Annotated in this window: 11 protein-coding genes; 9 read left to right on the top strand and 2 right to left on the bottom strand. The window is 72.3% G+C overall.

The window, feature by feature from the left end:
* The first annotated feature begins 2 nt into the window (after window positions 1-2).
* Genes ACIHAD_RS04550 through ACIHAD_RS04530 form a run of 5 tightly spaced genes read left to right on the top strand, consistent with a single transcriptional unit; the run spans window position 3 to window position 4,812 of the window.
* Complete coding sequence (locus ACIHAD_RS04550) at window positions 3-608, top strand: TetR/AcrR family transcriptional regulator (protein WP_397352941.1); 606 nt, start codon at window positions 3-5, stop codon at window positions 606-608.
* 5 nt (window positions 609-613) lie between these two features.
* Window positions 614-1,354, top strand: a complete 741-nt coding sequence (locus ACIHAD_RS04545) for an MBL fold metallo-hydrolase (protein ID WP_397352940.1) — start codon at window positions 614-616, stop codon at window positions 1,352-1,354.
* A 23-nt stretch (window positions 1,355-1,377) separates the two neighbouring features.
* On the top strand, window positions 1,378-2,343 hold the full coding sequence (locus ACIHAD_RS04540; RefSeq protein ID WP_397352939.1) for a PLP-dependent cysteine synthase family protein: 966 nt from the start codon (window positions 1,378-1,380) through the stop codon (window positions 2,341-2,343).
* A 54-nt stretch (window positions 2,344-2,397) separates the two neighbouring features.
* Window positions 2,398-3,888 carry a DUF885 family protein gene (locus ACIHAD_RS04535; protein ID WP_397352938.1) on the top strand — a complete coding sequence of 497 codons (1,491 nt, stop codon included), beginning with the start codon at window positions 2,398-2,400 and terminating at the stop codon, window positions 3,886-3,888.
* A gap of 39 nt (window positions 3,889-3,927) precedes the next feature.
* Window positions 3,928-4,812 (top strand): SDR family NAD(P)-dependent oxidoreductase, encoded by an 885-nt coding sequence (locus ACIHAD_RS04530; RefSeq protein WP_397352937.1) that lies wholly within the window; start codon window positions 3,928-3,930, stop codon window positions 4,810-4,812.
* Here the strand turns inward: ACIHAD_RS04530 and ACIHAD_RS04525 are convergent.
* Window positions 4,757-5,710: a hypothetical protein gene (locus tag ACIHAD_RS04525; RefSeq protein WP_397352936.1), complete on the bottom strand. Its 954-nt coding sequence runs from the start codon at window positions 5,708-5,710 to the stop codon at window positions 4,757-4,759. The two genes, ACIHAD_RS04530 and ACIHAD_RS04525, sit on opposite strands and share 56 nt — an antisense overlap.
* Window positions 5,711-5,807: 97 nt before the next feature.
* On the opposite strand from ACIHAD_RS04525, the gene guaA reads away from it, so the two are divergent.
* The 4 genes from guaA to ACIHAD_RS04505 all read left to right on the top strand — a co-directional run bounded on the left by guaA (window position 5,808) and on the right by ACIHAD_RS04505 (window position 10,902).
* Complete coding sequence (gene guaA / locus ACIHAD_RS04520; RefSeq protein WP_397352935.1) at window positions 5,808-7,355, top strand: glutamine-hydrolyzing GMP synthase; 1,548 nt, start codon at window positions 5,808-5,810, stop codon at window positions 7,353-7,355.
* A gap of 333 nt (window positions 7,356-7,688) precedes the next feature.
* Entirely contained in the window at window positions 7,689-8,822 is a 1,134-nt protein-coding gene (locus tag ACIHAD_RS04515) for a PP2C family protein-serine/threonine phosphatase (RefSeq protein ID WP_397352934.1), read from the top strand.
* A complete protein-coding gene (locus tag ACIHAD_RS04510; RefSeq protein ID WP_397352933.1) occupies window positions 8,819-10,441 on the top strand; it encodes a CHASE3 domain-containing protein in 1,623 nt (540 codons plus the stop codon). Before ACIHAD_RS04515 ends, ACIHAD_RS04510 begins: the two co-directional genes overlap by 4 nt.
* Window positions 10,438-10,902, top strand: coding sequence for a response regulator (locus tag ACIHAD_RS04505; RefSeq protein ID WP_397352932.1), 465 nt, complete (start codon window positions 10,438-10,440; stop codon window positions 10,900-10,902). Before ACIHAD_RS04510 ends, ACIHAD_RS04505 begins: the two co-directional genes overlap by 4 nt.
* Here the strand turns inward: ACIHAD_RS04505 and ACIHAD_RS04500 are convergent.
* Window positions 10,899-12,368: a hypothetical protein gene (locus ACIHAD_RS04500; protein ID WP_397352931.1), complete on the bottom strand. Its 1,470-nt coding sequence runs from the start codon at window positions 12,366-12,368 to the stop codon at window positions 10,899-10,901. The two genes, ACIHAD_RS04505 and ACIHAD_RS04500, sit on opposite strands and share 4 nt — an antisense overlap.
* Between the last annotated feature and the right edge of the window lie 7 nt (window positions 12,369-12,375).

Here is a 12,375-nt window from a genome sequence, read left to right as displayed (position 1 = left end):
ACGTGAGTGACCGAGGGACGGCGGCGCGCATCGAGGCCGTGGCCCGGCGCATCCTGCTGGAGGAGGGCGCCGACGCCGTCAGCATGCGGCGCGTCGGCGAGGCCGTGGGCGTCACCGCCATGGCCATCTACCGGCATTTCCCCAACCGGGACGCCCTGCTGCGCGCCGTCGCCGACACCGGCGCGCGCGAGCTGGCCGAGGCGTGGGCCCGCCGGCCCCGGACGGGCGGCCTGGAGGAGCGCATCGTGGCGGCGCTCGACGACTTCCTCGACTTCGCGCTCGGCAGCCCCCACCTGTACAACCTGCTGACCTCCGACTCCTGGGCGCGGGCCCGCCGCTTCCCCGACGACTTCCGCGACGGCCAGGGCCCGCCGTTCAGCGTGGTCGTGGCGCTGGTCGAGGAGGGCATGCGCACGGGCGTGCTGCGCGAGGACGACCCGCTGGAGACCACGCTCGCGGTCACGGCGAGCACCCAGGGCCTGGTCCAGCAGTACCTGGGCGGCCGGATGAGCATGGCAGAGCCCGACTTCCGCGCGCTCTGCCACCGCACGCTGACCCGGGTGCTCGACGGCGTACGGAATAAACCCGCCGTGCCGCCGTGTCCTTGACGGGCATGAAGATTCGTTACGCCGGTGGTCCTACCGCCGTCATCGAGCTGGGCGGCGTGCGGCTGCTGGTCGATCCCACCTTCGACGCGCCGGGCGACCATCCGGTCGGCAACAGGGTGCTCAGGAAGACGGCCGGCCCCGCCTTCGGCCCCGATCAGGTGGGCCCGGTGGACGCCGTGCTGCTCTCGCACGACCAGCACCCCGACAACCTCGACGACGCGGGCCGCGCGTTCCTCGCCGCCGCGCCGCTGGCGCTGTCCACCGCCTCGGCGGCCGGGCGCGTGGGCGAGCCGGTGCGCGCCCTGCCCAACTGGAGCGAGACCGAGGTCGGCCCGCTGCGGATCACCGGCGTGCCCGCCCAGCACGGCCCCGACGGGACCGAGCACCTGACGGGCGAGGTCACCGGTTTCGTGCTGAGCGGTGAGGGGCTGCCCACCGTCTACGTGAGCGGCGACAACGCCTCGCTCGACGTCGTACGGTCCGTGGCCGCCAGGTTCCCCGAGATCGACGTGGCGCTGCTGTTCGCGGGCGGCGCGCGCACCCCGCTCGTCGACGGTTTCCTCACGCTGACCAGCCAGGACGCCGTCACCGCCGCCGGCATCCTGGGCGCGCGGCACGTCGTCCCGCTGCACTTCGAGCAGTGGGCGCACTTCACGCAGGGCCGGGACACGCTGGAGAAGGCGTTCGAGGGGCTCGGCGAGCGGTTCGTCCTGCTCGCTCCTGGCGAACAGGTGGAGCTCTCCTGACCTCGTCCTGACATGGTGGTCCGGTGAGCTGGAGCACGCGCGCACTCGACACGCTGGCCGCCGGGCCGCCGACCAGGCTGATCGACTTCCCCGTCCGGGTCCCGGGCGTGCGCCTGCTGCTGAAGGACGAGTCCGGACAGCCGACGGGCAGCCTGCGGCACCGGCACGCCAGGGCGCTGTTCCGGCAGGCCGTGCTCGACGGCCTGATCACCGAGGGCGTCACCGTGGTCGAGGCCACCGGCGGCAACGCGGCGGTCGCGCAGGCCTGGTTCGCCCGGCGGCTCGGCCTGCCCTACGTCGTCGTCATGCCGGGCAGGCGCGACCCGGCGCGGGCCCGCGCGGTGGAGGCGCTGGGCGGCGAATGCAGGTTCGTGACGCCGCCCCTGGCCATCTACGACGCGGCCAGGGAGATCGAGGGCCACTTCCTCGACCAGTTCGGCCGGGCCGCGCCGCACGACCTGGCCGAAGAGCTGTTCGCCCAGGTCCGTCCCGACTGGGTGGTGACCGGCGCCGGCACCGGCGCGACCTCGGCCACGCTGGGGGCCGTGGCCCGGGAGTTCGGCTGCCGGGTGGCCGTCGCCGACCCCGACAACTCCGCCTACTTCCCGGGCTGGACGCTCGACGTGCCCGACTACGCCACCGGCATGCCCTCGCGGATCGAGGGCGTCGGCCGTCCGCGCGTGGAGCCGGGGTTCCGGCCCGACCTGGTCGATCTGGTGGTGCCGGTGCCCGACGCGGCGAGCGTGGCGGCGGCCCGGCTCATCATGGAGCTCACCGGGCTGCCGGTGGGCGGCTCGTCCGGCACCGCGCTGTGGGCCGCGCTCGAACTGGCCGGGCGCATGCGGGCCAGGGGCGAGACCGGCACGGTCGTCTCGCTGGTGGGCGACGCGGCCGAGCGGCACCTGGCGACCTACCACGACGACGCCTGGGCCGCCGCCAAGGGCCTCGACGTCGCCGGCCGCCTCGCCGAGCTGCGGCAGCGGGTCTGAGCGCCGCCTCCGCCGGGCTCCTCACGATCAGGGCTGTGCGCTAGCGTCGGCGGCATGACAGAACTTGACCCCAGATTGCGCGCGATCACCGATTTGATGGTGTCCGAGGCACGCGAGGGGGGCGGTAGGCACGAGTACGACGGCCAGATCCAGGACCTGTCGCCCGAGGGCGTACGGGCCGGTCTGGCACGCCTCGGCAAGGGCGACGCGCCGGCCGACCCGCACGACGCCGAGCATCTGCAGATCTTCGAGGAGACCATGCGCACCCAGCTCGGCGAGCTGGAGCTGCACCGCAAGAACCCGCTGATCCACCTGTCCAACCTCGACCTGGCCTGCTACGACCGCGACTACGGCCCCGAGGCCGAACGCGCCGCCGCCAAGGCCGCCCACCTCGCGCAGTGGCCGGCCGCCGTGGACGCCGCGATCGCCTCGCTCGACCAGGTCGCGGCGCCGGTCGCCACGTCCCTGCTGGGCGCGGTGAGGGGCCTGGCCGCGGGCATCACCGACGAGGCCGCGATCGAGGCCCACGGCAGGCTCGTGGCCCACGTCGCGCGCGCCGCCGCCGAGGGCGACCCCGACGCCGCGCTCGGCGGCGCGGCCCTGGTCAAGCTCATGAGCAGCGCCGAGGGCCTGCCGGTCGACCTGGGCAGGCTGGCCGAGCGCGCCGACGCCGAACGCGACCGGCTCATGGGCCTGCTCGCCGAGTCCTGCGCCAAGCTGGGACGTTCCGAGCAGCCCCTCGACGTCGTCCGCGAGCTGGTCAAGGACCACCCCGACGCCGACGGCGTGATCGAGGCGGCCAGGATCGGCACCGAACGGGCCATCGCCTTCACCCGTGAGAAGGACCTCGTGCCCTACCACGACGGCGAGTGCCTGGTCGGGCTGGCGCCGGAGTCGCGCCGCTGGGCCATGGCCATGATGGCGTGGAACTCGCCGGGCGAGCCCGAGGGGCCGTCCTGGTACCACATCACCCCGCCGGATTCGTCCTGGAGCGAGCGGGACCAGGAGGAGTGGCTGGAGGTCTTCAGCGCCACCACGCTGCCCGCGATCAACGTGCACGAGGTGGCCCCCGGCCACTTCTCGCACGCCCGCGCCCTGCGCCGGGCCCCCTCGGACGTGCGGCGGCTGCTGCAGTCGATGGCCTTCGTCGAGGGCTGGGCGCACTACGCCGAGGAATTGTGCGTCGAGGAGGGCTACGCGCCCGACGACCCGCGCTTCGAGATCGGCGTCTGGGTGGAGGCCCTGATCCGGGTCACCCGGCTGGCCTGCGCGATCGGCGTGCACACCGGGCAGATGACGGTCGAGGAAGGCGCCAGGCGTTTCGAGTCCGACACCCACCTGGCCGGTCCCGCCGCGCTGTCGGAGGCCCGCCGCGCCTCCTTCGACCCGACGTACGGCCGCTACACCTGGGGCAAGCTGCTCATCCTCGACCTGCGCGAGCAGGCGCGCGAGCAGTGGGGAGCGGGCTTCACGCTCCAGCGCTTCCACAAGGCGCTGTTCGATCTCGGGTCGCCGCCCCTGGGCTTGATCGGCGCGATCCTGTAGCGTCGGGGGAACCGAGCGAGCGCTAGGGAGGTTCAGGCGGTGCGTGAACTGTCCGGCAGGGTCGCGGTGGTGACGGGCGCGGCCAGCGGCATCGGCAGGGCCCTGGCCGTCCGGTTCGCCGCCGAGGGCATGGCGTTGATGCTGGCCGACGTCGATCCCGGCGGGCTGGCCGGGACGGCCGCGCTCGCGGAGAAGGCGTCCGCCGGGCCGGGCGGGGTGCTCACGCAGATCACCGACGTCTCCGACGCGGCGGCCGTGCAGCACCTGGCCGACCGGAGCTTCGGCGAGCTGGGCGCGGTGCACGTGCTCTGCAACAACGCCGGCGTCTACCAGGGCGGCCACATGTGGACCAGGACCGCCGAGGACTTCTCCTGGCTGCTCGGCGTCAACCTGTGGGGCGTGCTGCACGGCGTGCACGCGTTCGTGCCGCGCATGATGCGGCAGGACACCGAGGGGCACATCGTCAACACCGTGTCCGTGGCCGGGCTGCTCGCCGCGCCGGGCGCGGGCGGCTACGCGATCACCAAGTACGCCGCGCTGGCCGCCTCGCAGTCGCTCGCCCAGGACCTCGCCACCGTGGGCTCCAAGCTCCGCGTGACCGCGCTCTGCCCGGGCGCGGTCAGGACGCGCATCGACGACTCCGACCGCTCCCGCCCGGCCGGCCTGGTCACCACCCCGACGGACGACGAGTCGGCCGCGCGCGCGGCCGTCGCGGCGGCCATGGCGCGCGGCGTCGAGCCCGCCGAGGTCGCCGGGCTGGTCGTCCGGGCCATCCACGAGGAACGTTTCCTCGTGCTGACCCACCCCGAGTTCGGCGAGCGCCTGCGCAGGCAGACCGAGCTCCTGCTCGCCGGCGACCTGCCCGGCGCTACCAGCGCCGCTCGTGGGCCAGCACGCTCACCACGCTCCCGCGACGGGGATTGACCAGCAGCCGGACGAAGTCGCCCGGCAGCACGTCCTGGTAGAAGCGCTCCTTGGCCCGGTACGCCGGCGCCCGCTCCGACGTGCCGTCGTGCACCGCCACGTAACAGGTGCGCGAGGAGGACAGGTCGTCGCGGTGCTCGGTCACGATCCAGCGCTTGACCACCCGCCCCTCGACCTCCCGCCGCTTGGGCGCGTCGCCGTCGCGGGGAGCGGGCTCGACCAGGACGCCGCGCCACCCGTCGCCGGTGAAGATCCACTCCTGTCGCGGGTCCACCGGCGCGGGCTCGGGCCCGGCGACCTGGCGGCCGAGCGGCGTCAGCAGGAACCCGCGCCCGCCCAGCAGCAGCGCGGCCCCGGCCACGAACGCCCCCGCCGTGGCGATCCAGCCGGGCCAGGACACTCCCGCCTGGGAGATGGTGACGTACCAGGGCACGGCGAGCCCGGCGGCCAGCAGCAGCGGCACGAGCATGCTCTGCCAGCGCCGCCGCGCCAGCCCGAGGTCGATGGCGCTCTGCCGTACCAGGGGCACGAACTCGGCGTCGAGGTCGCCGCTGTCCGGCATCACGGCGACGACCGGCGCCTGCGGCGCTCCCGCCATCCGCGCGGCCACCCGGTCGAGCACCCATCGCTCGTACGGCCACAGCTGCCCCTCGCCGTTCGGGGAGAGCATGAGCCGGTCGTCCCTGATCGTCAGGAACCCGCGCCTGGCCAGGTCGAAGACCGTGGCGTGGAAGACCTCGCCGGCCCGCAGCCCGCGTAAGAGCTCGACGACGGAGGGCGGCGCCAGGGGAGCGGGGGCGGCCTGCGGCGAGGCGGCCCGGCGCGTCGTCAACCCGAACGCGGCGGCCAGCGCGGCGACCCACAGGGCCCACGCCAAGGCCGGCCAGACAAGATCCACCGTTCTGTGTTAGCACGAGTGAGGGTGTGAGGCCAGGCGTAATACCCGAGGCCGATACAATGAAGGCACCGCATTTCGCCTTTGGGGGGTTCTCACGGTGTCTGAATTCGACACAGTGCTGGTGGTCGACTTCGGCGCACAGTACGCGCAGCTCATCGCCAGGCGGGTGCGCGAGTGCCACGTCTACTCCGAGATCGTGCCCTCGACGATGCCCGTCGAGGAGATGATGGCCAAGAAGCCCAAGGCGATCATCCTGTCCGGCGGGCCGTCCTCGGTCTACGCCGATGGCGCGCCGCCCGTGCCGCATGGCCTGTTCTCGACCGGTGTGCCCACGTTCGGCATCTGCTACGGCTTCCAGGCCATGGCCCAGGCGCTGGGCGGCGAGGTCGCCCGCACGGGCGTCGCCGAGTACGGCGGCACCGCGCTCACGGTGCTCGACGAGGGCGTCATCTTCCAGGGGCTGCCCGCCGCGCAGACGGTCTGGATGTCCCACGGCGACAGCGTGGCCGCGGCCCCCGAGGGCTTCGCGGTCACCGCCTCCACGAGCGAGACTCCGGTCGCCGCCTTCGAGCACCCCGAGCGCGGCCTCTACGGCGTGCAGTTCCACCCCGAGGTGCTCCACTCCGAGCACGGTCAGACCGTGCTCAAGCACTTCCTCGACGCGGCCGGCTGCCGTCCGTCGTGGACGATGCTCAACATCGTCGAGGACTCCGTCGAGTCCGTGCGCCGCCAGGTCGGCGACGGCCGCGCCATCTGCGCGCTGTCAGGCGGCGTCGACTCCGCGGTGGCCGCCGCGATCGTCCAGCGGGCCATCGGCGACCGGCTGACCTGCGTCTTCGTCGACCACGGCCTGCTGCGCAAGGGCGAGGCCGAGCAGGTCGAGCGCGACTTCGTGGCCGTCACGGGCGTCAAGCTGCGCGTCGTCGACGCCTCCGACCGCTTCCTGAAGGCTCTGGAGGGCGTCACCGACCCGGAGGAGAAGCGGAAGATCATCGGCCGCGAGTTCATCCGCGTCTTCGAGGACGAGCAGCGCGCCATCATGGCCGACGGCCCGGTCGAGTTCCTGGTCCAGGGCACCCTCTACCCCGACGTCGTCGAGTCCGGCGGCGGCACGGGCACCGCCAACATCAAGTCCCACCACAACGTCGGCGGCCTGCCCGAAGACCTCCAGTTCAAGCTGGTCGAGCCGCTGCGCGCGCTGTTCAAGGACGAGGTCCGCAGGGCCGGCGAAGAGCTGGGCCTGCCGCCCGCCATGGTCTGGCGGCAGCCGTTCCCCGGCCCCGGGCTCGGCATCCGCATCGTCGGCGAGGTCACCCGCGACCGGCTGGCGCTGCTGCGCGAGGCCGACGCCATCGCCCGCGAAGAGCTCTCCCGCGCCGGCCTCGACCGGCAGATCTGGCAGTGCCCGGTGGTGCTGCTGGCCGACGTCCGCTCGGTGGGCGTCCAGGGCGACGGCCGCACCTACGGCCACCCGGTCGTGCTGCGGCCCGTGACGTCCGAGGACGCGATGACGGCCGACTGGGCGCGGGTGCCCTACGACGTCCTGTCGCGCATCTCCACCCGCATCACCAACGAGGTACGCGAGGTCAACCGGGTGGTCGTCGACGTGACGAGCAAGCCCCCGGGCACCATCGAGTGGGAGTGACGCCTTTGTGCTGAACGGTCCGGGCCGGCTTCGGTCCGGACCGTTCGCATGTCCGGCCAAGAGCGGTTAATGCAGGTCAGAGCATTGGTTATGGTGGAAAGAGGTCGATTCGCCGTGCCCGCCGGATCATGGCTCGTGAAGATGGCTCACCCTGTGGACGCATACCGGAAAGTTTTCTGGGAAAAGTCGGTGAGTTTGGGCCAATTCTTGGCCGTAGTGGGCAGTGGGGCACCTGAGGCGTCGATTCGCTAGAGCTCGGTGCCGGTGACGAAGGGTGCAATTGCCAACATGGCCCATGCGAGTGAGGATGACCGGCAGCCGTTGGTGTTGCTCGTGGAAGACGATCCGCAGGATGCGCTGATCGTCCAGGCGCTGCTGGAGGACAGCGGCCTCGCCGTGCGGCTGGAGTGGGCGCGTTCGGTGGATGAGGCGCGCAGGGCGCTGGCCCGGCTGCGCCCCCAGTGTGTGCTGCTCGACCTCGGCCTGCCCGACTCCTACGAGTTCTCCGCGTTGTCATCGGTGCTGGAGGAGGCCGGGGACGCCGCGGTCGTCGTGCTGACCGGCCTGGCCGAGGAGGGCGCGGGCCTCGCCGCGGTGACCGCCGGAGCCCAGGACTACCTGGTCAAAGGCCGGGTCGAGGCCGAATGGCTGGGCCGCACCCTGCGCTACGCCATGCAGCGCAAGCAGGCCGAGCAGGCGGTCGTGGCATTGCACACCGAGCGCGTGCGCGCCAAGGAGAACGCCCGCCTGGAGCGCGGCCTGCTGCCGACGCCGCTGTTGCAGCAGATGCCGCTGGAGGTCGCCTCCCGCTACCGGGCCAGCCGCGGCTCGTCCACGCTCGGCGGCGACTTCTTCGACGTCGTCGAGACCGACGACAAGGTCGTGCACGCGATGATCGGCGACGTGTGCGGCCACGGGCCGGACGAGGCCGCGCTCGGCGTCTGCCTGCGCATCGCCTGGCGGGCGCTGGTGCTCAACGGCGTGACCGGCGTCGCTCTGCTGCGCCAGCTCGAACGCATCCTCACGGCCGAACGGGCCGGCTCGGAGATCTTCGTCACGATGTCCACGGTCGTCCTGGAGCCCGACCGGCACACCATGCGCGTCTGGCGCGCCGGGCATCCCGGCCTGCTGCTGCACACGCCAGACTCGGTGCTCCTCGCCGACCCGCGGCAGGGGCCCGCGCTCGGCCTGCCCATCGAGGCCGAGTGGGAGGAGGACCTGCTGGAGCTGCCCGAGGGCGGCGGCGTGACGCTCTACACCGACGGCCTCTTCGAGCGCCGGCTGCCGGGGGAGGCGCCGCGGTGGCTGGGCGAGGAGGGCCTGCTGGAGCTGTCCCACCGGTGGACCGGCCTCGGCAGCGAGGAACTGCTCGACGCGATCCTCGCCGACGTCGAGGCGGCCTCCGTCCACGACGCGACGGCCGACGACGTCGCCGTCGTGCACCTGCGCTGGAAAGACGAATCGTGAGCGGACAGGCGCCCGTGCTGGAGAGGCAGGCAGTGCAGAAGGTTTCCTGTACGCGAACGGGCGAGCAGGGCTGGCGGCGGCTGACCGTCCACGGCTGGTTCGTGCTGATGATCGCGGCCGTGTCGGTCCTGGTCGTCACCTGCGTCGTGGTCGCCACCGTGATGCTCGACCGCACCGCGCGGCTGTCGGACCAGGTCATCCTGCGCATCTCGCCGGCCAGGATCGAGGCCGCCCAGTTGCGCAGCACGCTCATCGACCAGGAGACCGGCGTACGCGGCTTCCTGCTGACCGGCAACGAGGACTTCCTTGAGCCGTACACGGCGGGCGTGGAGGCCGAGCGGCACAGCCGCGAACGCATCGCCGCGCTCATCGGCGACCGTCCGGAGCTGAGGAGCGAGCTGCAGGCGATCAGCGACGCGGCGACCGCCTGGCGGCGCGACTACGCCGAGCCGCTCACCGCCGACAAGCGGGCCGACGGCGTCATCTCCGCGAGCCGCATCGAGAGCGGCAAGCACGCCTTCGACCAGATCAGAGCGCTGCTCGACCGGCAGGACGACCGGATGGCCAAGACCCGGCAGCGCGCCCAGGAGGAGCTGGCGCAGGTCGAGCAGGTCCGCAACCTGGCCTTCGTCGTCATGCTGATCCTGTTCCTGCTGGCCGGGATCGCGATGGCGGTCCTGCTGCGGTGGGCGATCGGCCGTCCGCTCGACGAGCTGCGCGAAGCCGCCCGCGACATCGCCGCCGGCGACTTCGACCGGGCCATCCCCGCCACCGGGCCGGCCGACATCCGCGAGGTCGCCCGGGACGTGGAGTCGATGCGTACGAAGATCGTCTTCGCTCTCGAAGAGTTCCGCAAGCAGCACGTCCTGCTGCGCGAGCAGGCGGCCGGCCTCGACGCCCAGGCCGAGGAGCTGCGGCGGTCGAACGCCGAGCTGGAGCAGTTCGCCTACGTCGCCTCCCACGACCTCCAGGAGCCGCTGCGCAAGATCGCCACGTTCTGCCAGCTCCTCCAGAAGCGCTACGGCGACGTGCTCGACGAGCGTGGCGTCCAGTACATCCACTTCGCCGTCGACGGCGCCACCCGCATGCAGGTCCTGATCAACGACCTGCTCACCTTCTCCCGCGTCGGCCGCCTGTACGACGACCGCAAGCCGGTCGAGCTGGCGGAGTCGCTCGACAAGGCACTGGTGGACCTGTCGGCGGTGATCGAGGAGACCGGCGCCGAGATCGAACGGCCCGACCCGCTGCCGAACGTGACCGGCGACCCCACGATGCTCGGCATGCTCTGGCAGAACCTCGTCGGCAACGCCCTGAAGTTCCGCGCCCCCGACCGCGCCCCCCGCGTCCGGATCACCTGCGAGCAGCGGGAGAAGGAGTGGCTGTTCTCGGTCACCGACAACGGCATCGGCGTGGAGGCCGAGTTCGCCGATAAGATCTTCATCATCTTCCAGCGCCTGCACAGCCGCGAGGCGTACAGCGGCACCGGCATCGGCCTGGCGATGTGCAAGAAGATCGTGGAGAACCACGGCGGTACGATCTGGCTCGACACCGGCCACACCGAGGGAGCCCGGATCAGCTTCACCCTGCCCGCCGTCACCGACGAAGGAGCACCCGAATGACCGTCCAGCCCATCGAAGTGCTCCTGGTGGAGGACGATCCCGGTGACGAGCTCATCACCCGCGAGGCGTTCGAGGACAACAAGATCCGCAACAACCTCCACGTCGTGCGCGACGGCCTGGAGGCGCTCGACTTCATCTACCAGCGCGGTGCGCACGTGGGCGCGCCCCGGCCCGACCACGTCCTGCTCGACCTCAACCTGCCCAAGTACGACGGGCGGCAGGTGCTGGAGAAGATCAAGGGCGATCCGGAGCTGCGGGCGATCCCGGTCGTCGTCCTGACCACCTCCTCGGCCGAGGAGGACATCCTGCGCAGCTACAAGCTGTTCGCCAACGCGTACGTGACCAAGCCCGTGGACCTTGAGCAGTTCATGGCCGTCATCCGGCAGATCGACGAGTTCTTCGTCACCGTGGTGCGGCTGCCCGGCCGTACCCGGCTGCCCGACGGCCGGGGGCTGGCCTAGCCGTCTTCCGCGGCGGGCGGGGCCGGACGGCGCGACGCCCGCAATGCCCGCCACGCCCGCCGGGCCGCGGCGAGCAGCAGCCGTCCGGCGCTGCCGAGGAGCAGCGGCACCAGCAGCAGCCCGACGAAGATCGGCGCGGCCATGTACCGGAAGTCCTGCGCCGAGATGTTGGCCAGCACGGCGAGCTGCTGCCCGGCCACGACCGCCGCCACCCCCACCACGTAGCGGTTGCGCAGGGCCAGCGCCCCCAGCGCCACCGCCGCGTACGACAGGTAGGCCCACGAGGCCCCCCGCCACAACACCCAGTCCCACTCCGGGACCAGCGCCCCCGTCAGCCACGGCTCGGCCACCTGGTTCAGCTCGGCCGACAGCGGCCGGAGCGAGAACACCCCCCGGCCGGCGAAGTCCGGCACCTTGCCGGGCCCCACGTACGTGTCGGCGCTGGGCCGCCGGGAGAACCGGTACGTCATCCCGCCGACCACGAACGGATCCTGCACCGGGCTCCACGCGATCGCCCCCCGGCACAACCGGGCGTCGACGATCATCCCGGGCTCGCTGGTCAGCAGCCGTTTCCACAGGTCGAGCAGCTCGCTCGCGTGCGCGTCGGCGGCTTGCCAGCTGAAGTCGCGCCGCCAGATGAGCAGGTTGACCGTGGCGCAGGTGCCGCCCTCCCACCACCTGCTCAGCGGCGCGACCGAGGTCATGAGCGTCTTGTCCTGCTCGGTGAACAGCTCAGGACGCTCCCTGAACGCCACCGCCACGTCGGCGAAGGCCGTGTGGTAGACGTACGTGCTGGACGGGGGCGTGATGCCGAACCGCGGGAACAGCAGGTTCGTCAGCAGCAGCGGAACGGCGGCCGCCACCGTGCCGACGAGCGCCAGGCGTACGCGCCTGGTGGTGACGACCACCAGCAGGACGACGACGGCGATGCCCACGACGAGGAAGCCGTTCGCGCGGAAGAGCCCGAGCAACGTCATGAGCACGCCGAGCCCGGCCAGGGAGACCCGCCGGCGCGCGGCCATACGCGCGCAGACCCCCGCGATCATGATCGCGCAGATCGTGAACGGCACGTCCTTCCACAGCGTCACCGTGAACGCCCCGACCGTCGGCGTCACCGGCGCCAGCACCGCCACCAGCGTCGTGGCCCACCGCGGCGCCCCCAACGCCCCGAGCGACCGCGCCAGGTACGTCAGCGCCCCCGCCATCGCCGTGGTCTGCGCGAACGTGACCGCCCCGAGGTCGCCGGTCCTGGTGAAGCTCAGCCACAGCAGCGCGTCGTAGGCCACCGAGTGATCGCTCACCCACGGCCCGACGACCGTGTGGCTGAGGTAGAGCACCGAGTCGCGGCTGAACAGCCCGGGGTAGAAGGCCGCCCACCAGCAGGCGAGCACCGCCTGAATGATCAGGAAGGTCGCGAGGGCGACCCACGGCCTGGGACGTGTGGCGGCGGCGCTGACGCTTTCCATGGTTCCA

This window comes from Nonomuraea sp. NPDC052265 (assembly GCF_044547985.1).
Classification (GTDB): domain Bacteria; phylum Actinomycetota; class Actinomycetes; order Streptosporangiales; family Streptosporangiaceae; genus Nonomuraea.
The sequence above is the reverse complement of the archived record's forward strand: the minus strand, read 5'-3'. Positions and strand labels throughout refer to the sequence as shown.

Excerpts from the sequence above, each read along its gene's own strand:
- ACIHAD_RS04545 (WP_397352940.1), top strand. The coding sequence starts at position 614 with ATGAAGATTCGTTACGCCGGTGGTCCTACCGCCGTCATCGAGCTGGGC.
- ACIHAD_RS04535 (WP_397352938.1), top strand. The coding sequence starts at position 2,398 with ATGACAGAACTTGACCCCAGATTGCGCGCGATCACCGATTTGATGGTG.
- ACIHAD_RS04505 (WP_397352932.1), top strand. The coding sequence starts at position 10,438 with ATGACCGTCCAGCCCATCGAAGTGCTCCTGGTGGAGGACGATCCCGGT.
- ACIHAD_RS04500 (WP_397352931.1), bottom strand. The coding sequence starts at position 12,368 with ATGGAAAGCGTCAGCGCCGCCGCCACACGTCCCAGGCCGTGGGTCGCC.